Origin of the sequence: Bacillus sp. FDAARGOS_235 (genome assembly GCF_002073415.2) — a bacterium.
GTDB classification, from domain to species: domain Bacteria; phylum Bacillota; class Bacilli; order Bacillales; family Bacillaceae_G; genus Bacillus_A; species Bacillus_A toyonensis.
In genome coordinates this window covers 1574745-1597796 of the sequence record NZ_CP020437.2, presented here as the reverse complement: position 1 = coordinate 1597796, position 23052 = coordinate 1574745, and the positions used below count along the sequence as shown (strand labels likewise).

The window sequence follows — 23052 nt, the reverse complement described above, 5'->3', positions numbered from 1 at the left end:
TAGAAGCTTCACTTAATAAAGGGAGTTAGTGATATGAAAGTAACAAAAAGACAAAGTTTGTATAATCGTTTTATACAATTAAACCCACCACAAATATTAGCATTAGGTTTTTTCTGCTTAATTGTGGCCGGAGGTTTGTTATTAAAGTTACCATTCGCAACGAAAGTACATATTAGTTGGGTAGATGCTTTTTTTACAGCAACGTCGGCAGCGACTGTAACGGGTTTAGGAGTAGTAGATACTGCAAGTACGTTTACGATGTTTGGTGAAATTGTTATTATGTTTCTAATTCAAACAGGTGGTTTAGGTCTTATGACAATTGCCATTTTAATTGTTTGGGTACTAGGTAAAAAAATTGGCTTACGCCATCGATTATTAATTGGAGAAGCATTTAATCAAACAAATATAGGTGGTCTTGTAAAATTAGTAAAACGTGTCTTTATTTTTTCTATTTGTATTGAATTCATTGGAGTCATCTTTTTATCGTTTCGCTTTATTCCAGAGTTTGGTTTTGGGAAAGGTTTATACTATAGTATTTTCCATGTAATTGCTTCCTATAATAATGCGGGGTTTGCTCTTTGGCCAGATAATTTAACAAGGTATGTAGGAGACCCTATTATTAATATTGGAATTTGTTCCTTAATTGTAATAGGAGGACTCGGTTTTACCGTATTAATTGATATATGGTATAGTCGTAGTTTTCGAAAATTATCACTTCACTCAAAAATAATGATTATTGGAACAGTAGCGCTAAATGTTATAGCAATGATTGTGATTTTTGTATTGGAATATAATAATGTGAAGACGTTAGGGAATTTATCTTTAAATGAAAAGTTATGGGCGTCTTTCTTTCAAGGTATTACACCTCGTACAGCTGGTTTTAATACAGTTGACTATGGAGGGATGGAAGAATCATCTATATTATTTACGATGGTTTTAATGTTTATCGGTGCAGGAAGTGTATCAACGGGTGGAGGTATTAAATTAACGACGTTTGTTATTTTAATTACATCTGTCCTTTCTTTCTTTAGAAAGAAGGAGGAAATTGTTTTATTTCAGCGTACAATTAAAATGTCGACAGTAACGAGAGCGTTAGCAATTGTCGTTGCCAGTCAAATACTTATTTTTACAGCAGTATTTGTATTAATGCTTACAGAAGACTTTAGCTTTATTCAGCTACTATTTGAGACAATTTCAGCATTTGGCACAGTTGGATTAACGATGGGGATTACTGCGAAGCTATCAGCATTTGGAAAATGTATTATTATGTTTGTTATGTTTTGTGGATTAATTGGACCGCTAACACTTGTGTTTTCTTTAGCACGCCCAGCAAAACAAAAAATAAAATATCCATCAGAAGATGTATTTACAGGATAAGGTATCTCGCATAAAGCGAGATACCTTTTTCTTTTTAAAAAAGGGAGAACAATAAACCGATAAGTGCTACACGGAATAAAATCGCGATGAGTGCAGCAATTCCACCAACAATGGCAGCGATACCACCAGTTACAGTAGCTCCGCGATTATAAGCGTAAATTCCTAGTAACACAGAAACAAGACCAAATAGTGTTGGGAAGGTGAAGAGTGATAATATAGATAAGGCAAGAGCGATAAAACCGGCAGTTGATCCAGCGGCAGACGATCTTACATCATCTTTATCTTCTTTCTTATCGTAATCATAATCAATGCGCTGTGGTGCAACTTCAGCTGCATATTCTTCTTTATAGTCACTATAATCACTATCTATTCTATCTCTTTTTTTGTAATCATCAAATTTCTCAGTCAAAGTCATGACTCCTTTCATAACAAGGTTCAATAGTAGTATGTATCTCTTTTTCTTTTTTATCCGAGGATAGGCAGGGAGTAATATCCATGTAGAAGAAAATTGTTTTTTTGAAATAGGAAAAGTTAGTATGACTTCCTCTATTTTGGAAAGTATAAAAAGGAATAATGAGGAAAGGGTGCAGTACATAATGGAACATCCAATTGAAAATTTAATGAAAACAGCAATGACAAATTTAAAAGAGATGGTAGATGTAAATACGATTGTTGGAAGTCCGGTTTCGACAGCTGACGGAAATGTAGTATTAACAGTATCTCAAGTGGCGTTTGGTTTTGGAGCTGGTGGAAGTGATTTTAAAGGGGATTTCATTACTGAAAAACATAATGGTGGACAAGGTCAGCATAAAGAGAATAAGCCAGGGCATCCATTTGGAGGCGGAAGTGGGGCTGGGGTTTCCATTAGTCCCGTTGCTTTTTTAGTAGTTGGTTCTAACGGAGTACAAGTATTGCATCTTAACAGTAGTACACATTTAATTGAAAAAGCTTTAAACACTGTACCAAGTACTGTAGATAAATTTGTGAATGGTCGTCAAAAGTGAACTTGCAATTTTTAGGAATTGTGATATATTAGAAAAAGTGCGCTTTAGGATGATCGGAATAATTGAAATGGAAATATATAATAAGATGTGTGGAATAAGGGAGAGGAATGTATGATTAATATTAAAAACTTAGTAGTTGGCTTATTTATGTTAGTAAGCGGCTTTGTTGTATATGTAATAAAAGAAAAAGCTCCATTCTAAAACAGACAAACCGTTACTGTCTGTTTTTAATTTGTAAAAAATATTGACAAGTTACTGTATTGGTGTTAAAATTTTAATTCGTGTCTCGGTTACAGCTAGTGTAAAGTAAATATCTCTTATGAATACAATACGAAAAGTTTGCGAAAGATCGGGTAATTTTATCAACAACTTTTGTGAACAAACCCTATAAATTGTATTTGTAAGCCATATATGTATACTAGTGAATCAAGGAGCGGTCATTGGAACCGTAATGATGAGAGAGAGGTAGGGCTTTCATCCAGTATATGTTACTTTCCCGTTAGGTGAATATAAAAAAGAGGACTCCTTTTTTAAAAGGAGTCCTCTTTCTTTTGTGTGTTATACCATAATGAGAAATGACTTTTAAATACGGTTCTCAACTTGCTGACAAATTTCATCTGTTGTTAAACCATGAGCTGTAATTATCGATCCTTTTATTGATGTATCTGCAATCCCCATCACATTAGAATCTTGCCCAGTTACAACACAACAATCGCAGCCTTGTGCATCATTTTCTGAGTTAAGTGTAACGACTTCATGTCCTTGTTGCTGAAGAGCTTGTTGAACATCTGTTAATGAGTTTTCAACGCCAATTCTAGCCATAATTCTCACCTCCTACCATCTAGTTGCTAGTATGCTCAAGTCTATAGCATATATTTATGAAAAGATGGTAGGAAGCATATATTTGTTTAGTCGTTATAAACACCAGTAAGCATTTGACTAACGAATTGATCGTTTAATGTATCCTGTGCGGAAGAAGGATTAGATTGAATATCGATTGAAGCGATAAAATTATTATGTTCTTTGTTATTCGGTTCTACCTCTACATAATTATCGAATTTACAAAAACCTTTCGTATCCATTAGATCAAATAGTTGTAGCATTTCAACTACCTCTTGTCTCGTTCCTTTAATTTGTACACACGCCATATTTATTTCCTCCTTCATTTTGACAAATTGTTTTTTAAAAATAGGATTATGATTTCGAAATGAAAAATATGAATGTTATTTTTACACAGCACTAATTTTTTTATTTTCCCCCTTTTTCAGCAAAAGTCGTTATATATTCCCGAATTTATAAAATCGGACGTCCGTTTATTGAATACAATAGATTCGTACCTCTTAGAGAAAATCCTTCTTTTAAACAAATATTTTTTTTAGTGGAAATTGGCGAAAAAAATTTTTTGACTTTTTGTAAACGTTAACAATGTTGTTAAATCAATATGATTAAAGATGTACGTACGATTAAAAATTAAAAATTTTCTAAAAATTCACTTGATTTATTTAGAAAGGAGAGTAAACTAGGAAACAATAAAAAATTCATAGAACATAGGAGGCGCTTTCCAGTGAACGAACAATGGATTTTCTTAAATGGAGAATTTGTTCCAAAAGACGAAGCAAAAGTTTCAGTATATGATCATGGCTATTTATATGGCGATGGAGTGTTTGAAGGCATTAGAGTTTATAGCGGTAATGTTTTCCGTTTGAGAGAGCATCTTGTCCGGTTATATGAATCAGCGAAATCCATCATGTTAGAAATTCCATATTCGTTAGATGAAGTAACGAATATTGTTGTTGAGACGATTCGAAAAAATAAATTATCTAATGGATACATTCGCCTTGTTGTATCGAGAGGAGCAGGAAATCTTGGGTTAGATCCTGATTCTTGTAAGACACCGAATGTAGTAGTAATTGCAGAACAACTATCTTTATTCCCACAAGAATATTATGAAAAGGGGATTCCAGTTGTAACAGTTGCAACGCGCCGAAATCGACCAGATGTTTTATCACCTCAAGTAAAATCTTTAAATTATTTAAACAATATTTTAGTTCGTATTGAAGCGAAATTAGCTGGAGTACAAGAAGCACTTATGTTAAATGATCAAGGATACGTAGCTGAAGGTTCAGGAGATAACGTATTTATTGTAAAAGGAAATAAATTAATTACACCACCAAGTTCTGCTGGAGCGTTAGAAGGTATTACACGAAACGCAATTTTAGAAATCGGCGAAAAACTTGGGTATGACGTAAGAGAAGAGTTATTTACAAGACACGATGTATATGTAGCTGATGAAGTATTTTTAACAGGAACAGCTGCTGAAGTTATTGCTGTTACGACAGTAGATGGTAGGACGATTGGTTTAGGAAAAACGGGACTACATACGAATCGTTTACTAGAAGAATTCCGTAAATTAGTTGTAGAAGATGGAGAGAAAATTTACGAAGAAAATAAAGTTGGATAATAACTCTTTATGAAATGAGAAAGCGTTGATAGGGAGGAGTAGTTGATTGTGAAGCCTCACAGAGAGTCGGTGGTTGCTGGAAACCGATGGTTCACGTCGACGAACATCGCCCTTGAGTGCTAAGCTGAAGCATTTGGTTAGGCTTAGACGGTAGCTCCGTTATTAGCTAGACTCATTTATGGGTCACTGAGGCAAGAGTATTCTTGCGAAGAAGGGTGGTACCGCGAAATCTTTCGTCCCTTCAGCACATAGCTGGAGTGTGGACGTAGGATTTTTTTTATTTATAAATTTTTTTAAAAAGGGGGCTTATAAGAACAATGTCTTCAAAAACGGAAGAGAAACTGGCAACTGGTGCACAGCTATTGTTAGAAGCGCTAGAAAAGGAAGGCGTAGAAGTGATTTTCGGTTATCCGGGTGGTGCCGTTTTACCTCTTTATGATGCGCTTTATGACTGTGAAATTCCGCATATTTTAACAAGGCATGAGCAAGGGGCCATTCATGCAGCTGAAGGGTATGCCAGAATTACTGGAAATCCAGGGGTTGTAATTGCAACAAGCGGGCCTGGTGCTACAAATGTTATTACTGGTCTAGCTGATGCGATGATTGATTCATTGCCACTTGTTGTATTTACAGGGCAAGTAGCAACAACGTTAATTGGAAGTGATGCTTTCCAAGAAGCGGATATTATGGGGCTTACGATGCCAGTAACAAAACATAATTATCAAGTGCGAAAGGCCTCGGATTTACCTCGAATTATTAAAGAAGCATTTCATATCGCTAGAACTGGAAGACCAGGTCCAGTCGTAATTGATCTTCCGAAAGATATGGTAGTAGAACAAGGGGAACGATGTAGTGACGTGCAAATGGATTTACCAGGGTACAACCCTAATTATGAACCGAATCTACTCCAAATAAACAAATTATTACAAGCAATTGAGATTTCAAAAAAACCGTTAATTTTAGCTGGAGCAGGTGTATTGCATGCGAAAGCTTCGAAAGAATTAACAAGTTTTGCTCGTAAATATGAAATTCCTGTTGTGCATACGTTACTTGGTCTTGGTGGTTTTCCGCCAGATGATGGACTATTTCTAGGGATGGGAGGAATGCATGGTTCTTACACAGCCAATATGGCGCTATATGAATGCGACTTACTGATCAATATTGGTGCGAGATTTGATGATCGTCTTACTGGGAATTTAGCTTATTTTGCTAAAGAGGCGACTGTTGCACATATCGATATTGATCCAGCAGAAATTGGAAAAAATGTGCCGACTGAAATTCCTATTGTTGCAAGTGCTAAGCGAGCTTTGAAAGTATTACTTCAATCAGAAGGGAAGAAAGAAAATCATCATGATTGGCTCATTTTATTAAAGGGTAGAAAAGAAAAATATCCACTCTCTTACAAACGAAATTCTGAAAGTATTAAACCTCAATACGCAATTGATATGTTATATGAACTTACGAAAGGAGAAGCGATTGTAACAACAGATGTTGGGCAACATCAAATGTGGGCCGCACAATATTATCCGCTGAAAAATCCAGATAAATGGGTAACTTCAGGTGGATTAGGAACGATGGGCTTCGGATTTCCAGCAGCAATTGGGGCGCAAATTGCAAAGCCTGAGGAACTAGTTATTGCAATTGTCGGTGACGCTGGATTTCAAATGACCCTGCAAGAATTAAGTGTCTTAAAAGAACATTCCTTACCTGTTAAAGTTTTTATTTTAAATAATGAAGCTTTAGGAATGGTAAGACAATGGCAAGATGAATTTTATAATCAAAGATACTCGCACTCTTTACTGTCGTGTCAACCAGATTTCGTCGCTCTTGCGAATGCGTATGGCATAAAAGGAGTTCGCATAGATGATCCACTTCTTGCAAAGAAGCAAATACAGCATGCGATTGAATTACAAGAACCGGTCGTAATTGATTGCCGTGTACTTCAATCAGAAAAGGTAATGCCGATGGTTGCGCCAGGGAAAGGTGTTCACCAAATGGAGGGAGTGGAAAAAAGGTGAAGAGAATTGTTACAGCGACAGTTCGAAATCAAAGTGGTGTGTTAAACCGAATTACAGGTGTTATGACACGAAGACATTTTAATATTGAAAGTATTTCAGTAGGTCATACAGAATCATCGGACATATCACGGATGACAATTGTTGTACACGTTGAAAATGAACAGCAAGTGGAGCAGTTAATTAAACAACTTCATAAGCAAATTGATGTTTTGAAAGTGTCAGATATTACAGAAGAAGCGATGATCGCAAGAGAACTTGCACTTATTAAAGTCGCAACATCAGTAGCAAGAGCAGAATTATATAGTTTAATTGAACCGTTTCGAGCCGCTGTAATAGATGTTGGGAAGGATTCCATAGTTGTGCAAGTAACTGGTACGCAGGAGAAAGTAGAAGCATTAATTGAATTACTTCGTCCATACGGTTTGAAAGAAATTGCTAGAACGGGTGTAACAGCATTTACGCGTAGTATGAAAAAACAAGATAAGCAAGTTATGTTAATTCAATAATCATTTAAATATAGGGGGAAATGAAAATGGCAAAGGTTTATTATGAGAAAGATGTAACGGTAAATGTATTAAAAGAAAAGAAAGTAGCAATCATCGGATATGGCTCGCAAGGTCATGCGCATGCGCAAAACTTGCGTGATAACGGATTTGATGTAGTAGTAGGTTTAAAAAAAGGTAAATCTTGGGATAAAGCGAAAGAAGATGGATTTTCTGTATATACAGTAGCAGAAGCAGCGGAGCAGGCTGATTTAGTAATGATTTTATTACCTGATGAACTGCAGCCAGAAGTATATGAAGCGGAAATTGCACCAAATTTACAGGCAGGAAATTCTCTCGTTTTTGCACACGGATTTAATGTTCACTTTGATCAAGTGAAACCACCAGCTAATGTAGATGTATTTCTAGTAGCGCCTAAAGGTCCGGGGCATCTTGTACGCCGTACGTTTGCTGAAGGCGGAGCCGTTCCTGCATTATTTGCCGTATATCAAGATGCGACAGGAGTTGCGACTGAAAAGGCACTTTCTTATGCTGATGGAATTGGAGCGACGAGAGCGGGCGTATTAGAAACGACGTTTAAAGAAGAAACAGAAACAGATTTATTTGGAGAGCAAGCTGTACTTTGCGGCGGAGTAACTGCGCTAGTAAAAGCTGGATTTGAAACGCTAGTTGATGCAGGATACCAGCCTGAACTTGCATATTTTGAATGTTTACATGAACTGAAACTTATTGTTGACCTTATGTATGAAGGTGGACTTGAAAATATGAGATATTCAGTTTCAGATACAGCGCAGTGGGGCGACTTCGTATCAGGACCACGTGTTGTAACGGAAGATACGAAGAAAGCGATGGGTGCAGTGCTAGCCGAAATTCAAGATGGTACATTTGCAAGAGGTTGGATTGCAGAGCATAAAGCAGGAAAACCAAATTTCCATGCGACAAATGAGAAAGAGAATGAACATGAAATCGAAGTAGTTGGACGTAAATTACGTGAAATGATGCCTTTCGTACAGCCGCGAGTAAAGGCAGGGGTCAAATAATATGAAGCAGATTTTGTTCATGGATACGACGCTACGTGATGGCGAACAATCACCAGGAGTGAATTTAAATGAACAAGAGAAATTGCAAATTGCAAGGCAATTAGAGAGACTAGGTATTCATGTCATGGAAGCTGGCTTTGCAGCAGCTTCCGAAGGCGATTTTCAATCGGTAAAGCGCATCGCAAATACCATTCAAAATGCTACAGTTATGAGTTTAGCTAGAGCGAAAGAAAGTGATATTCGAAGAGCATATGAAGCTGTGAAAGGTGCTGTATCTCCTCGTTTACATGTATTTTTAGCTACGAGTGATATTCATATGAAATATAAACTTTGTATGTCAAAAGAAGATGTGTTAGATAGTATTTATCGCTCGGTTACGCTTGGGAGATCTTTATTTCCGACAGTGCAATTTTCTGCAGAAGATGCGACAAGAACATCAAGAGATTTTTTAGCTGAAGCAGTAGAAGTTGCGATTCGTGCAGGAGCGAATGTAATCAATATTCCAGACACAGTAGGTTATACGAACCCAGAAGAATACTATTCCTTATTTAAATACTTACAAGAATCCGTTCCTTCATATGAAAAAGCGATTTTCTCTTGTCATTGCCACGATGATCTTGGGATGGCGGTGGCAAATTCGTTAGCTGCGGTTGAAGGTGGAGCACTGCAAGTAGAGGGAACGATTAATGGCATTGGAGAAAGAGCAGGGAATGCTGCACTAGAGGAGGTCGCAGTTGCTCTTCATATTAGAAAAGATTTCTATAAGGCGGAGCCTTCGATGACGCTAAAAGAGATTAAATCGACAAGTACATTAGTAAGTAGGTTAACGGGTATGGTTGTACCGAAAAATAAAGCGATTGTGGGAGCGAATGCTTTCGCTCACGAATCAGGCATTCATCAGGATGGTGTTTTAAAAGAAGTGACAACATATGAAATCATTGAACCAGCACTTATAGGAGAATCTCAAAACCTATTTGTACTTGGCAAACATTCTGGGCGTCACGCATTTACAGAAAAAATGAAAGAACTAGGCTATGAATTTACAAACGAAGAACGCGATGTGGTGTTTGAAGCGTTTAAAAAATTAGCTGATCGTAAAAAGGAAATTACGGAAGAAGATCTACGTGCACTTATGCTTGGTGAAGCAGCTTTTGCAGCGCAGCAATATAACATTACGCAATTGCAAGTACACTTCGTATCGAATAGTACACAGTGTGCGACAGTTGTATTGAAAGATGAGGCGGGAACTATATACGAAGATGCAGCGACTGGTTCTGGAAGTATTGAAGCAATATACAATGCAATCCAAAGAATTTTAGGATTAGAATGTGAATTGGCAGATTATCGCATACAATCTATTACACAAGGTCAAGACGCACTTGCTCATGTTCATGTTGAATTAAAAGAAGGAACGCATCAAGTATCAGGTTTTGGTGTTGCGCAAGACGTATTGGAAGCATCGGCGAGAGCATATGTTCATGCAGCTGGAAAATTGAAATCGTTTATAGCGCTTGTAAAATAAGGGTTTGATAGGTGAGTGAAGCTTTCCTCACCTATCAAAATAAAGTTCTGAAAATTCAGTTAAAAGGAGTGTTAAAATTGGAAAAACGTATCGTTTGTTTAGCTGGTGATGGTGTCGGCCCGGAAATTATGGAAAGTGCAAAGGAAGTATTGCATATGGTAGAGAGACTATATGGGCATCATTTTCATTTGCAAGATGAGCACTTTGGTGGTGTTGCTATTGATTTAACGGGGCAACCATTACCACAGCGAACACTTGCCGCTTGTTTAGCGAGTGATGCGGTTTTACTTGGGGCAGTTGGTGGACCTCGTTGGGATGGTGCGAAAGAAAGACCGGAGAAAGGATTATTAGCTTTAAGAAAAGGACTTGGTGTATTTGCGAATGTTCGCCCTGTAACGGTAGAAAGCTCAACTTCGCATTTATCCCCATTAAAAAATGCTGATGAAATTGACTTCGTTGTCGTTCGTGAATTAACAGGTGGTATTTATTTTTCTTATCCGAAAGAGCGAACGGAAGAAGTCGCAACGGATACACTTACGTATCATCGTCATGAAATTGAACGTATCGTTTCTTATGCTTTTCAATTAGCGAGTAAGAGATCGAAAAAAGTAACGTCTATTGATAAGGCGAATGTTTTAGAATCTAGTAAATTATGGAGAACTGTTACGGAAGAAGTCGCTCTTCGTTATCCTCATGTTGAGTTAGAGCATATTTTAGTAGATGCAGCTGCTATGGAGTTAATTCGGAACCCAAAGAGATTTGATGTTATCGTAACAGAGAATTTGTTTGGTGATATTTTAAGTGATGAGGCTTCTGTATTAGCAGGGTCATTAGGAATGCTTCCATCAGCGAGTCATGCGGAAAACGGGCCTTCTTTATATGAGCCTATTCACGGTTCAGCACCGGATATTGCAGGGAAAAATAAAGTGAATCCAATTGCGATGATGCGTTCGGTTGCGATGATGCTTGGGCAATCATTTGGATTAACGAGAGAAGGATATGCGATTGAAGAGGCAATTTCTGCAGTTCTTCAATCTGGAAAATGTACAGTTGATATTGGGGGAGATGAGACGACAACTTCATTTACGAAGGCGGTTGTTCAAGAAATGGAAGAGCAGGCACTAGTAGGGAGAGGAAGATAATGGGGAAAAGGTTGCTAGATAAACTTTGGGAAAGGCATGTAGTTACAACAAATGAAAATGGATTGGATTTATTATATATCGATCTTCATCTTATTCATGAAGTAACTTCACCGCAAGCCTTTGAAGGCTTGCGGCTTGCAAATCGAATTGTTCGGAGACCGGAATTAACGTTTGCAACGATGGATCATAATATTCCAACGAAAGATATTTGGAATATTACCGATCGCATTGCGAAGCAGCAATTGGATACACTTCGTGAAAATTGTAAACAATTTGAGGTGCGATTAGCTGATATTGGTGATGAAGAGCAAGGAATCGTTCATGTTATCGGGCCGGAACTTGGACTCACACAACCAGGGAAAACGATTGTTTGTGGTGATAGCCATACAGCAACTCACGGTGCTTTCGGTGCGCTAGCGTTTGGTATTGGTACGAGTGAAGTAGAACATGTATTAGCAACTCAAACGTTGTGGCAACGAAAACCGAAAGCGATGGGGATTGAATTAACAGGAAAGTTACCGAAAGGCGTTTATGCAAAGGATATTATTTTACATCTTCTCTCAAAGTACGGTGTAGCGGTTGGGACTGGGTATGTAATGGAATTCTACGGAGAGACGATTCGTGATATGGGAATGGAGGAGAGAATGACACTTTGTAATATGGCAATTGAAGGAGGAGCGAAAGCAGGCATTATTGCACCGGATGAAAAAACATTTTCTTATGTAAAAGGGCGTAAATATGCACCAAAAGACTATGAATCTTTCACGGAAAAATGTTCGGAGCTTTATACGGATTCAGATGCGATTTATGATTTACATATTTCAATAGATGTTACGAGTCTAGCTCCATACGTAACTTGGGGAACAAATCCTAGTATGGGTGTTCCTATTGATGAAAAGTTACCAGAAAAGCATAACGAAAATGATGAAAGAGCATTTTCATATATGGGATTGAGTCCTGGACAAAGTACGTTTGAAATTCCTGTTAAGCATGTCTTTATTGGTTCTTGTACAAATTCACGTTTATCTGACTTAGAAATTGCTGCATCCGTTGTAAAAGGGAAAAAGGTAAAAGAAGGTGTGCGGGCACTCGTTGTACCAGGATCAAAAAGTGTGAGAGAGCGGGCAATGCAAAAAGGCTTACATCACATATTTGAAGAAGCGGGGTTTGAATGGAGAGAGCCTGGATGCTCAATGTGCCTTGGGATGAATCCAGATCAAGTACCTGAAGGAGAACATTGTGCGTCTACTTCAAATCGTAATTTTGAAGGAAGGCAAGGGAAAGGGGCAAGAACACATTTAGTAAGTCCAGCTATGGCAGCAGCTGCTGCATTATATGGGCATTTTGTTGATATTAGAAAGGAGAGTTACGATGGAGCCATTTCGTATTCATAAAGGTACTGCCGCAGTACTTATGAATGATAACATTGATACAGATCAAATTATTCCGAAACAATACTTAAAGAGAATTGAAAGGACAGGATTTGGAAAGTATTTATTTGATGAGTGGCGTTACGATAATGAGCGCCATGAAAATCCTAATTTTCCCCTTAATGCACAAGAACGAAAGGGAGCAAGTATATTAATTACAGGTGATAATTTTGGATGCGGTTCTTCAAGAGAGCATGCTCCGTGGGCCCTTGCTGATTATGGTTTCCGCGTTATTATCGCAGGGGGATTTGCAGATATTTTTTATATGAATTGTATGAAGAATGGTATGTTACCGATTGTAATGGATAAAGAGATGCGTAAACAACTTGCTAAAATAAATGCGAGAGATCAAATAGAAGTCGATTTAGAGAATGAAGTCATTACTACAAATACGCACAGGTTTCATTTTACAATCGAGAAAATGTGGAAAGAAAAATTATTAAATGGTCTAGATGAAATTGCCATTACGATGCAATATGAACAAGAAATTGAAGAGTATGAAAGAAAAGTAGCTTTATATTAAGAAATAACGGAATATTAAAAATGTATTTACATTCAGAATTAACTGTTATATAATATGGAAAAATCAGAGGAGAAAGGGAGTAAGTATTATGAATATCGTACAATCTATTAAAATGCTTACACAACTACATCATCATACATGAAACCCTTGAACCTAACGTGAAAACGTGTAGGCACAAGGGTTATTCCCGTTGTACCTACACTCTACTAAAGAGCCTTGTAGGTATTTTGTCTACAAGGCTCTTTTTATTTTCGGTTTGGGTGAATGGAATGGGCATACATTAGAAAGGGAAGGGCGTGTGAATTCAGATGACAAAGTGGAAGCGGGCAAATCCGAATGGAACGAGAGATTACTTATTTGAAGAATGTACGTTAATTGAAGAAGTGGAACAAAAATTAAGACGTACATTTTTAGAGAGAGGCTATGAGGAAATAAGGACACCTACAATTGAATTTTATGATGTGTTTGCTTTTCAAAATCGGCCGATAGATGAAGAGAAGATGTATAAATTTTTTGATGAAAAGGGACGGATTATCGTGTTACGTCCAGATATGACGATTCCTTTAGCGAGAGTAATTGGAACGCAAAGGTGGGATACGCCTCTTAAGGTGACATATAGTGGAAATGTATTTCGGGCGAATGAGTCTCTGTCTGGAAAATATAATGAAATTGTACAAAGTGGTATTGAAATTATCGGGATTGATAATGTAAGAGCTGAAATTGAATGTGTGATAAGTGTAATGCAAGCACTACAAAGGTTGAAGGTACAATCTTTTACAATCGAAATTGGGCAGGTAGAGTTATATAAATGTATTGTAAAAAAGCTCTCTATTCATGATGAAGAAGAGAGAGTACTTAGAACGTATATAGAAAGCAAAAATTATGCTGCTCTCTCAAATTTTATCGGAGAAAAGAAATTAGATCGGTGCGATGAAACAGTAAAATTACTTGAGAAATTACCAAGGTTATTTGGGAATTTAGAGGTTATTGAGGAAGCAGAAAAACTCGCCTCAAGTAATGAAATGAAAATGGCCATTGCAAGAGTGAAAGAAATATATGAAGCGGTTGAAAGGCTAGGCTATGGACCTTATATATCCATTGATTTAGGCATGATTCAACATTTGGACTATTATACGGGTATTATTTTCAAAGGGTATATATATGAAATTGGAGAAGAGATTGTTAGTGGTGGAAGATACGATGAGTTAATTGGGAATTTTGGAGAGATGGTGTCAGCGGTTGGCCTCGCGGTGCAAGTAAATCAAATAGTCAAGGCACTTCAAGAGCAACAAGAATCTTATGAACGAGAGCCAATAAATATGATGATACATTATGAATTAAATAGATTAGCGGAAGCTGAAAGGTTAAGAAACTTACTTCGAAAGGACGGGAAGAATGCCCAGTTATCTTTATTCTCTAATTTAAACGACACATTTCAATTTGCAAGAAACAATAAAATAGTAACGGTCGTTGAGGCAAGGAATGAATCATTGGTGGAATATGTATGGAAAGAGAAATGGGTCGTTCAGAAAGAAGGGGAGACTTCATGCGTAACATTCAAATTGCGTTAACGAAAGGAAGATTAGAGAAACATGTTATTCCGCTGTTTGAGAAAATTGGAATTGATTGTTCAGAGCTTAAAGATAAAGGGAGAAAGCTTGTCTTTCAAAGTAAAAATACAAACATTTCATTTATTTTAGTAAAAGCGGTTGATGTTGCTACTTATGTAGAACATGGAGTAGCTGATATTGGGATCGTTGGAAAAGATATTTTAATGGAAAATGAAAAAGATATATATGAAATGTTGGATTTAGGAGTGGGTATGTGTAAATTTTGTGTCGCTTCTATTCCTACGTATAATCCGAAGAGTTACCGAAAGAAACGAATTGCTACGAAATATCCACACATCACTTCCAATTATTTTCACGAAAAGGGAGAAGATGTAGAAATCATAAAAATAGAAGGTTCTGTAGAAATTGCTCCGCTTCTTGGATTAGTAGATGCGATTGTTGATATTGTTGAAACAGGAAAAACACTACAAGAGAATGGGCTCATTGTATTTGAGGAAATGTATTCTATATCCGCTCGAATGATTGTAAATAAGGCAGCTTTAAAAACTAAAAAAGACGAAATATTCAGTATTATAAATATGATGGAGCAAGAAATTTTATCAGGGAAATAGGAGGGCTTACAATGGAGATCATTTATGAAGACTTCAAGGAGGCATTATCCAAAATAAAAGTGTTGCGAGAAAACGCTAATATAATAGAAGAAACTGTTCAAAGAAGTGTAAGGGAAATCGTTCAAAACGTAAGAGAAAGTAAAGATGAGGCTTTATCTTTCTATACAAAAAAGCTTGATGGTGCGGATGTTAAAACTTTTCGTGTAAGTGAAGAAGAAATAAAACAAGCAAGTGCGTTTGTAGAACTTTCTTTTTTAGAGGCGCTACAAGAGGCGAAGAAAAACATTATCTCATATCATGAAAAGCAAAAGAGGCAATCTATGTTTGATTGCGAAAGTGATGGGATAATTAGAGGGCAGCTCATTAGACCGTTAGAAAATGTAGGTGTATATGTGCCAGGCGGGAAGGCATCGTATCCCTCTTCAGTATTAATGAATGTATTGCCAGCCAAACTGGCAGGTGTGAAAAAAATTGTAATGGTAACACCGCCAAGGCAAGGAGGAATTGACCCGCATATATTAACTGCCGCAGGTCTTGCAGGTGTAGATGAAGTTTATATGGCTGGTGGTGCCCAGGCAATCGCTGCTTTAGCGTATGGGACGGAATCGATTCCGAAAGTGGATAAAATAGTTGGACCGGGAAATTTGTACGTTGCTTTAGCGAAGCGAGAAGTATACGGAATAGTAAATATCGATATGATTGCTGGGCCATCAGAAATTGTAGTTATCGCTGATGAAACAGGCAATGCCAAATATATCGCTGCTGATTTATTATCGCAAGCAGAACATGACGAGAGGGCAACAGCGATTTGTATTACAACGAATATAGAACTAGCTAAAGAAGTAGGAAGAGAGATAGAAAGACAGTTAGAAACATTACCAAGAAGTGAAATCGCTCGTGAATCAATAAAAAGAAATGGAGCCATTTTTATCGTTTCTTCTTTAGATGAGGCACTAAAGTTATCAAATGAAATAGCTCCAGAACATTTAGAGTTACATATAAAAGAGCCAATGAATGCTCTAGCTTATGTGAAACATGCAGGCTCTATTTTCCTTGGGCCATATGCACCAGAGCCGCTCGGCGATTATTTGGCAGGACCGAATCACGTTTTACCGACAAGTGGAACAGCAAGATTTTTCTCCCCGTTATCAGTCGATGATTTCGTAAAAAAATCAAGCTTTCTTTCTTATACAGAGGAAGCGTTAAAAAATGTACAACATCATATTGTAGAACTTGCAAATAAAGAAGGTTTATATGCACACGCAAGAGCAGTCCAAATGAGATTTGAGGAGGAAGAATAATGCGACAGTCGAGTCAAGTACGTGAAACGACAGAAACAAAAATTAAATTAAGTTTGCAGCTTGATGAAAGTACGAATGTTTCTATTCAAACAGGAGTAGGTTTTTTTGATCATATGCTAACTTTATTTGCAAGGCATGGACGATTTGGTTTACAAATTGAAGCTGAAGGTGACGTGTTTGTCGATGCACATCACACGGTTGAAGATGTTGGAATTGTACTCGGAAATTGCTTGAAAGAAGCACTGCAAAATAAAGAGAGTATTAATAGGTACGGTTCCGCATATGTACCGATGGATGAATCTTTAGGTTTTGTCGCAATTGATATAAGTGGACGTTCCTATATTGTGTTTCAAGGCGAGTTAACAAATCCGAAATTAGGCGATTTTGACACAGAATTAACGGAAGAGTTTTTTAGAGCAGTTGCTCATGCAGCAAATATTACGTTACACGCTCGTATTTTATACGGAAGTAATACACATCACAAAATTGAAGCTTTATTTAAGGCATTTGGTCGAGCGCTTAGAGAGGCAGTCGAAAAAAATGACAACATTACTGGTGTAAATTCAACGAAGGGGATGTTGTAATTGATTGCTATTGTAGATTATGGGATGGGAAATATTCGTAGTGTGGAACAGGCATTAAAATATATTGGAGCAGAGTATATCGTAACGGATGATAGAGAGGAAATATTGAGAAGTGATGGCGTTATTTTACCAGGAGTAGGGGCATTTCCGAAAGCGATGGACGTTCTAGAAGAAAAAAAATTAGTATTTGTGCTAAAAGAGATTGGGAATTTAGGGAAACCGTTCCTTGGTATATGTTTAGGTATGCAACTTTTATTTGAAAAAAGTGAGGAATTAAAAGACTGTAGCGGATTAAGTTTATTGCCAGGTGTTATTCGGAAATTAAAAGTGCCTTATAAAATTCCACATATGGGATGGAATGAATTGAAGAAAGAAGGAGAAATACCACTTTGGAATGGAATAGAAGACGGTTCTTTCGTATATTATGTCCACTCTTATTATGCAGATTGTCCAAAGGGGATTGTGTATGGGGCAAGCGAGTATGGGGTGCAAGTACCTGGTTTTGTAGCGAAAGGAAATGTATTTGGAGCGCAGTTTCACCCTGAAAAAAGTGGGGAAGTCGGAATACAAATTTTAAAGAATTTTAAAGGGGTGGTAGAAGCATGGAAATTTTCCCAGCTATCGATTTAAAAGAAGGGCGATGTGTCAGACTTTATCAAGGAGAGTTTAGTAAAGAAACGGTTATGAATGAAGATCCGGTTGCGCAAGCGATCATATTTGAAAAGCTTGGAGCGAAAATATTACACATTGTTGATTTAGACGGTGCAATTGCTGGAGAGTCTTTAAATTTGTTTATCATTGAAAGAATATGCAGGGCGGTACGTATTCCTGTGCAAGTTGGAGGAGGGATTCGATCGCTTGTAGCAGTGGAGAAGTTATTGTTAGCAGGTGTAGAAAAAGTCATTTTAGGAACAGCTGCTCTTTATGATAAGTCATTTTTAGAGGAAGCAGTTCGGCTATATAAAGAGAAAATAATTGTTGGAATTGATGCGAAAAATGGTTTCGTAGCAACGAGAGGTTGGCTTGATGTGTCTGAAATTTCTTATATTCATTTAGCGAAGCAAATGGAGAGTATAGGTGTTCAAACGATTGTATTTACAGACATCTCGAGAGATGGGACACTTGCAGGACCAAATTTTGAGCAATTAGGGTTACTGCAAAAAAGTGTGGGTATTCGTCTCATTGCTTCTGGAGGAGTGGCGTCTATTCAAGATGTGAAAAGGTTAAATGATATGAATATACATGGTGTTATCATTGGTAAGGCTCTTTACGAGAATACAATTGATTTAGAAGAAGTGCTAGAGGTAACAAAGCTATGTTAGCGAAACGAATTATTCCATGTCTAGATGTGAAAGAAGGGCGAGTCGTAAAGGGTGTAAATTTTATAGGATTACAAGATGTCGGTGATCCTGTTGAAATAGCGGCTTTATATAATGATGCGGGAGCAGATGAAATTGTATTTTTAGATATTACTGCGACACATGAAGGGCGAAAAACGATGATAGATGTTGTAGAAAAAACTGCCTCAAAAATATTTATTCCTCTTACAGTAGGTGGGGGGATTTCTAATGTTCAAGATATATACAATCTGCTACGAGCCGGTGCGGATAAAATTTCAATTAATTCAGCAGCAGTACGGAATCCAAAACTAATTCAGGAAGGTGCAGAACATTTTGGCTCGCAATGTATTGTTGTAGCAATCGATGCTAGAAAAGTAGCAGAAGGTAAATGGAATGTATACGTAAATGGCGGGAGGGTTGATACAGGAATGGATGCAATCGAATGGGCGAAGCACGCCGTACAATTAGGGGCAGGAGAAATTTTGCTAACGAGTATGGATGCAGATGGAACGAAGGATGGATACGATCTTCAGTTAACAGAAGCAATTTCAAGTAGCGTTTCCGTCCCGGTAATTGCATCAGGAGGATGTGGTCATGCGGATCACATTATAGAGGTATTTAAAAAGACAACAGTCGACGCAGCGCTAGCAGCATCAATCTTTCATTATGGTGAAGAGACTGTGCAGGATGTAAAGAGAAAATTAAGAGAAGCAAACGTTGAGGTGCGACTATGAAGCCTAACTTCTCAAAAGGGTTATTACCAGCAGTGGTGATAGAGGAAGATACGAAAGAAGTTTTAATGCTCGCTTACATGAATGAAGAAGCGTATGAAAAGACGTTAGAAACAAAAAGGACGTGGTTTTATTCTCGCTCAAGACAATCGTTATGGAATAAAGGAGAAACATCGGGCAATATGCAGTATGTTCAATCCCTTTATTTAGATTGTGATCAAGATTCAATTGTAGTTGTTGTAAAGCAAGTAGGACCTGCTTGTCATACGGGAGAGAAAACATGTTTTCATTATAAAGTTATATAGGGGGATGAAGATGGAAGATGTCCTTAAATTATTATTTGAAACAATTGAAGACCGAAAGGAAAATCCAGTGCCAGAATCATATACAAATTATTTATTTTCAAAAGGAGAAGATAAAATTTTAAAGAAAATTGGGGAAGAGTGCTCTGAAGTGATCATTGCTTCTAAAAATAATGATAAAAAAGAACTAGTAAAAGAAATGGTTGATGTGTTTTATCACTGTTTTGTTCTATTAGCCGAAAAAAATATTTCACTAGAAGATGTTATGGAAGAAGTGAAAGAAAGAAATGGAAAGCTTTCGAGAGTAGGGGAACGAAAAGAAATAGATACGTTATAAGGGGGAATATGTATGAAAGTGGATTATCATCTTCATTTAGAAGAAGGGCCTTATTCAATAGGTTGGCTTGCCAAAATAAATGAAACGCTACAATATTATGAGCCGCTTCAAGAAGAAAGACATTCTATCGAATGGCTTATGAAGACGCAAGAACGCCTGCAAAGACGTGTGAAGGAAGGACCATTTACAGCGAAATGGATTGATTTATATTTAGAAGAGGCATTGCGAAAAGGTATAAAAGAAGTTGGGATTGTGGATCATTTATACCGCTTTCATGAGTCGAAAGTATATTATGAAAAATATGTGAATATTAGTGATTCGAAGCTTGGGCGTTTACAGAAGGAATGGTTAGACCAAGTAAGAGTAGTTTCACTATACGATTTTACAAAGTCGATTGAAGAGGCGAAAGAACGATGGAGTAAAAGAGGCGTTACACTTAAACTTGGAATTGAAGCGGATTATTTTATTGGCTGTGAAGAAGAGCTAAAAGAATTGTTAGCACTAGGAGACTTTGATTATGTAATTGGGTCTGTTCATTTTTTAAACGGCTGGGGGTTTGATAATCCAGATACGAAAGAATATTTTGAAGAGCATGATTTACATATACTATATGATACGTTTTTCAAAACAGTTGAGAGTGCAGTTCGTTCCGAGTTATTTGATATTATAGCCCACCTTGATAACATAAAAGTATTTAATTACAGGTTGGATGAGAATGAACAGCTTTCTTATTATAAGAAAATAGCCCGTGCATTAGTAGAAACCAATACCGCAACAGAAATAAATGCGGGATTGTACTATCGTTATCCTGTACGGGAAATGTGCCCGAGTCCACTGTATTTACAAGTGTTAGCTAAACATGGTGTTCCCATTACTATTTCTTCAGATGCTCATTATCCGAATGATTTAGGGAAATACGTAAAAGAAAATGTGCAAACATTACGAACTCACGGTATTACTCATATCGCAACATTTACGAAACGAGCAAGAGTAATGAGACTACTTGAAGAAGAAGTAACAATTTCAAAATGAACCACGATTTTTTGATGAAAACATTCCTTTTTGTTCAAAATAAGAAAGAAAAAAAGGAGGGTAAGAAATGGCGAAACAACAAAATAAACAAAATGTACAAGGTGCACAGCAACAAGCTTATACTTCTGAAACGAATGCTACATCTCAATCAGTTATTGAGGAGCAAATTAGCGATACAGTTGCAGAAGGAACAATTGATGTGAAGCTCGGAAAAGAATCGCAGGAAAAAGCGTAAGAAGAGGGGGGAGTTGCATCTCCTCTTTTTTCATGGAAAAGTGTCGATTTTCAAAACTATAATCAAATTCCTTGGTTTTTATAAGTGGATTTCTTACAATGAAATATAAGAGATATCTTATTTTCTATAGAAGAGGTGTTAGTAGTGGCAAAAATATTAGTAGCAGGGAAAATTCCAGAAATCGGATTAGAACTATTAAAAGATCATGATGTAGAAATGTATGATAAAGAAGAGTTAATTTCTTTAGATGAATTAACAGAGCGTGTAAAAGATAAAGATGCATTGTTAAGCTTACTTTCTACAAAGGTGACGAAAGAAGTTATAGATGCGGCACCTAATTTAAAGATTGTTGCAAACTATGGTGCTGGCTACGATAATATTGATTACTTGCATGCAGGAGAAAAAGGGATTGCGGTAACGAATACACCGAAAGTATCAACTGAAGCGACAGCAGAATTAACATTTGCACTTCTTTTAGCAGCAGCACGTAGAATTCCTGAAGGAGATACGTTATGTCGTACAACTGGATTTAACGGATGGGCGCCATTATTTTTCTTGGGCCGCGAAGTACACGGTAAGACAATTGGAGTTATCGGTCTTGGAGAAATCGGGAAGGCAGTTGCAAAGCGTGCGAAAGCATTTGGAATGAACGTTTTATATACAGGACCAAATCGTAAGTTTGAAGCTGAATCTGAACTAGAAGCGACATATGTAACATTAGAAGAGCTGTTACAAACGGCAGATTTTATTACAATTAACTGTGCCTATAATCCAAAATTACATCATATGATCAATGAAGAACAGTTTAAAATGATGAAGAAGACAGCATATATTATAAATGCTTCGCGTGGACCAATTATGAATGAATTAGCACTTGCTTATGCATTAAAAACGAAAGAAATTGAAGGAGCAGCTCTTGACGTATTTGAATTTGAACCGAAAATTACGGAAGAACTAAAAGGATTAAAGAATGTGGTACTTGCTCCTCACGTAGGGAATGCAACATTCGAAACTCGTGATGCGATGGCTGAAATGGCAGTAAGAAATATTTTAGCTGTATTAAACGGTGAAGAACCTGTAACACCTGTAAATCCAAAAGTATTAGTTACAAAATAAAGTGAGACTTTCATTTGTAAGGCCTCCCGATTAATCAGGTTGTCCGCAAATAGTGGGATAAAAAGAAACCTTCCGAATACGGAAGGTTTTTGTTTTTATTATTTTTCTTTATTCGCTTTTTTAGACGGTCTTTGTCTAATAAATTGAGATAGCATATACAAAATATATAGTGGAATAGCAATGAATAAGAAAACAGAAAAATTACCGATCCCTGTTTGATACATTGTGATAATGATTCCAACTAAAAATAATGTAATAATGATGCTATATCTTGGAATTGGTACATCTTTTAAACTTGGGATACGAATACGACTCACCATTAAAAATGCGAACGTTACAAAGACTGTAATAAGAACGATTTTGGGAATGGTATGTGAAAATAATGTTAAGAAAGCAACAAGCCCTCCCGCTGCTGTAATCGGTACTCCAGTGAAATATTTCATTGAAGTAGAAGATGGTGTTACATTAAATCGTGCTAAACGATATGCTCCGAAAAGAGGGAATAATCCCGCTATGTATAATCCGATGATTCCGTAGTTTGAGAAAGATGTGTAATACATTAAAACAGCTGGTGCTGCACCAAATGTTACGACATCTGCGAGTGAATCAAGCTCTTTTCCCATTTGTGAATCAACGCGTAATAAACGAGCAACACGACCATCAAGACTATCTAACATCATCCCGATAAGTACTAAAATAGCAGCTGATTTATAATATCCTAAAGATGCATAGCCGATTGATAAAAATCCGCTATATAAATTTCCGAGCGTAAATAAGTTTGGAATAGCTGCTCTATACAAAATCTGATCCCTTGCTTTCTGTAATAAATTCTTAATTAGTGTATGAAAGTTTACTTATTTTATCATACCATA

27 protein-coding genes, 1 pseudogene and 1 other annotated feature are annotated in these 23052 nt (G+C 37.0%); of the genes and pseudogenes, 24 read left to right on the top strand and 4 right to left on the bottom strand.

The window, feature by feature from the left end; translation table 11 throughout:
* Positions 1-33: 33 nt before the first annotated feature.
* Positions 34-1377, top strand: coding sequence for a TrkH family potassium uptake protein (locus A6J74_RS09860; RefSeq protein WP_000869131.1), 1344 nt, complete (start codon positions 34-36; stop codon positions 1375-1377).
* A 34-nt stretch (positions 1378-1411) separates the two neighbouring features.
* On the opposite strand, the gene A6J74_RS09855 is transcribed toward A6J74_RS09860, so the two are convergent.
* Positions 1412-1804, bottom strand: coding sequence for a hypothetical protein (locus tag A6J74_RS09855; RefSeq protein WP_002038267.1), 393 nt, complete (start codon positions 1802-1804; stop codon positions 1412-1414).
* Between the two features lie 109 nt (positions 1805-1913).
* On the opposite strand from A6J74_RS09855, the gene ytfJ reads away from it, so the two are divergent.
* Together ytfJ and A6J74_RS09845 are read left to right on the top strand one after the other, a co-directional pair.
* Positions 1914-2381 (top strand): GerW family sporulation protein, encoded by a 468-nt coding sequence (gene ytfJ, locus A6J74_RS09850; protein WP_002038268.1) that lies wholly within the window; start codon positions 1914-1916, stop codon positions 2379-2381.
* Positions 2382-2492: 111 nt separating this feature from the next.
* Positions 2493-2582: a hypothetical protein gene (locus tag A6J74_RS09845; protein ID WP_000608227.1), complete on the top strand. Its 90-nt coding sequence runs from the start codon at positions 2493-2495 to the stop codon at positions 2580-2582.
* 381 nt (positions 2583-2963) lie between these two features.
* Here A6J74_RS09845 and A6J74_RS09835 read toward each other — a convergent pair whose 3' ends face one another.
* Both A6J74_RS09835 and A6J74_RS09830 read right to left on the bottom strand, forming a co-directional pair.
* Positions 2964-3203 carry a YkuS family protein gene (locus A6J74_RS09835; RefSeq protein ID WP_000101012.1) on the bottom strand — a complete coding sequence of 80 codons (240 nt, stop codon included), beginning with the start codon at positions 3201-3203 and terminating at the stop codon, positions 2964-2966.
* Between the two features lie 86 nt (positions 3204-3289).
* Positions 3290-3529, bottom strand: coding sequence for a DUF3911 family protein (locus A6J74_RS09830; RefSeq protein WP_000752506.1), 240 nt, complete (start codon positions 3527-3529; stop codon positions 3290-3292).
* A 59-nt stretch (positions 3530-3588) separates the two neighbouring features.
* On the opposite strand from A6J74_RS09830, the pseudogene A6J74_RS30670 reads away from it, so the two are divergent.
* The 21 genes and pseudogenes from A6J74_RS30670 (at position 3589) to A6J74_RS09725 (ending at position 22180) form a co-directional block, all read left to right on the top strand.
* A pseudogene (locus A6J74_RS30670) lies at positions 3589-3804 on the top strand (hypothetical protein).
* A gap of 141 nt (positions 3805-3945) precedes the next feature.
* Positions 3946-4842, top strand: coding sequence for a branched-chain-amino-acid transaminase (gene ilvE, locus A6J74_RS09820; protein ID WP_001005494.1), 897 nt, complete (start codon positions 3946-3948; stop codon positions 4840-4842).
* A 16-nt stretch (positions 4843-4858) separates the two neighbouring features.
* Positions 4859-5086, top strand: a binding site (T-box leader).
* Positions 5087-5159: 73 nt separating this feature from the next.
* The gene (gene ilvB / locus A6J74_RS09815; RefSeq protein ID WP_000095847.1) at positions 5160-6860 is read left to right on the top strand and encodes an acetolactate synthase large subunit; all 1701 of its coding nucleotides are present in this window, start codon (positions 5160-5162) and stop codon (positions 6858-6860) included.
* Positions 6857-7366 (top strand): acetolactate synthase small subunit, encoded by a 510-nt coding sequence (gene ilvN / locus A6J74_RS09810; protein ID WP_000822948.1) that lies wholly within the window; start codon positions 6857-6859, stop codon positions 7364-7366. The genes ilvB and ilvN overlap by 4 nt, the downstream gene beginning before the upstream one ends.
* Before the next feature lie 26 nt (positions 7367-7392).
* Complete coding sequence (gene ilvC, locus A6J74_RS09805; RefSeq protein WP_001151718.1) at positions 7393-8403, top strand: ketol-acid reductoisomerase; 1011 nt, start codon at positions 7393-7395, stop codon at positions 8401-8403.
* Position 8404: 1 nt separating this feature from the next.
* The gene (leuA, locus tag A6J74_RS09800) at positions 8405-9925 is read left to right on the top strand and encodes a 2-isopropylmalate synthase (protein ID WP_000809591.1); all 1521 of its coding nucleotides are present in this window, start codon (positions 8405-8407) and stop codon (positions 9923-9925) included.
* Positions 9926-10002: 77 nt separating this feature from the next.
* A complete protein-coding gene (gene leuB, locus A6J74_RS09795; RefSeq protein WP_000415349.1) occupies positions 10003-11067 on the top strand; it encodes a 3-isopropylmalate dehydrogenase in 1065 nt (354 codons plus the stop codon).
* Positions 11067-12461, top strand: a complete 1395-nt coding sequence (gene leuC / locus A6J74_RS09790; protein WP_000520118.1) for a 3-isopropylmalate dehydratase large subunit — start codon at positions 11067-11069, stop codon at positions 12459-12461. The genes leuB and leuC overlap by 1 nt, the downstream gene beginning before the upstream one ends.
* Positions 12439-13020 (top strand): 3-isopropylmalate dehydratase small subunit, encoded by a 582-nt coding sequence (gene leuD / locus A6J74_RS09785; RefSeq protein WP_000433201.1) that lies wholly within the window; start codon positions 12439-12441, stop codon positions 13018-13020. The genes leuC and leuD overlap by 23 nt, the downstream gene beginning before the upstream one ends.
* A gap of 308 nt (positions 13021-13328) precedes the next feature.
* Positions 13329-14591: an ATP phosphoribosyltransferase regulatory subunit gene (locus A6J74_RS09780; RefSeq protein WP_000170308.1), complete on the top strand. Its 1263-nt coding sequence runs from the start codon at positions 13329-13331 to the stop codon at positions 14589-14591.
* Positions 14567-15202, top strand: coding sequence for an ATP phosphoribosyltransferase (hisG, locus tag A6J74_RS09775; RefSeq protein WP_001244463.1), 636 nt, complete (start codon positions 14567-14569; stop codon positions 15200-15202). Before A6J74_RS09780 ends, hisG begins: the two co-directional genes overlap by 25 nt.
* An 11-nt stretch (positions 15203-15213) precedes the next feature.
* Complete coding sequence (gene hisD, locus A6J74_RS09770; RefSeq protein ID WP_000402925.1) at positions 15214-16503, top strand: histidinol dehydrogenase; 1290 nt, start codon at positions 15214-15216, stop codon at positions 16501-16503.
* Positions 16503-17087, top strand: a complete 585-nt coding sequence (gene hisB / locus A6J74_RS09765; protein ID WP_001249957.1) for an imidazoleglycerol-phosphate dehydratase HisB — start codon at positions 16503-16505, stop codon at positions 17085-17087. Before hisD ends, hisB begins: the two co-directional genes overlap by 1 nt.
* Entirely contained in the window at positions 17088-17717 is a 630-nt protein-coding gene (gene hisH, locus A6J74_RS09760) for an imidazole glycerol phosphate synthase subunit HisH (protein WP_000560640.1), read from the top strand.
* Complete coding sequence (gene hisA, locus A6J74_RS09755; protein WP_000402302.1) at positions 17690-18409, top strand: 1-(5-phosphoribosyl)-5-[(5-phosphoribosylamino)methylideneamino]imidazole-4-carboxamide isomerase; 720 nt, start codon at positions 17690-17692, stop codon at positions 18407-18409. Before hisH ends, hisA begins: the two co-directional genes overlap by 28 nt.
* Positions 18403-19161: an imidazole glycerol phosphate synthase subunit HisF gene (gene hisF, locus A6J74_RS09750; RefSeq protein ID WP_000880098.1), complete on the top strand. Its 759-nt coding sequence runs from the start codon at positions 18403-18405 to the stop codon at positions 19159-19161. The genes hisA and hisF overlap by 7 nt, the downstream gene beginning before the upstream one ends.
* Positions 19158-19463 (top strand): phosphoribosyl-AMP cyclohydrolase, encoded by a 306-nt coding sequence (gene hisI, locus A6J74_RS09745; RefSeq protein ID WP_000803970.1) that lies wholly within the window; start codon positions 19158-19160, stop codon positions 19461-19463. Before hisF ends, hisI begins: the two co-directional genes overlap by 4 nt.
* A 10-nt stretch (positions 19464-19473) precedes the next feature.
* A complete protein-coding gene (gene hisE, locus A6J74_RS09740; RefSeq protein WP_000390407.1) occupies positions 19474-19797 on the top strand; it encodes a phosphoribosyl-ATP diphosphatase in 324 nt (107 codons plus the stop codon).
* A 12-nt stretch (positions 19798-19809) separates the two neighbouring features.
* The gene (locus tag A6J74_RS09735) at positions 19810-20829 is read left to right on the top strand and encodes a histidinol phosphate phosphatase domain-containing protein (protein WP_000861853.1); all 1020 of its coding nucleotides are present in this window, start codon (positions 19810-19812) and stop codon (positions 20827-20829) included.
* A gap of 67 nt (positions 20830-20896) precedes the next feature.
* Positions 20897-21064: a YozQ family protein gene (locus A6J74_RS09730; protein WP_001118881.1), complete on the top strand. Its 168-nt coding sequence runs from the start codon at positions 20897-20899 to the stop codon at positions 21062-21064.
* A 144-nt stretch (positions 21065-21208) separates the two neighbouring features.
* Positions 21209-22180 (top strand): 2-hydroxyacid dehydrogenase family protein, encoded by a 972-nt coding sequence (locus A6J74_RS09725; RefSeq protein ID WP_001062842.1) that lies wholly within the window; start codon positions 21209-21211, stop codon positions 22178-22180.
* Between the two features lie 98 nt (positions 22181-22278).
* Here A6J74_RS09725 and pssA read toward each other — a convergent pair whose 3' ends face one another.
* A complete protein-coding gene (pssA, locus tag A6J74_RS09720) occupies positions 22279-22980 on the bottom strand; it encodes a CDP-diacylglycerol--serine O-phosphatidyltransferase (protein ID WP_000285424.1) in 702 nt (233 codons plus the stop codon).
* Between the last annotated feature and the right edge of the window lie 72 nt (positions 22981-23052).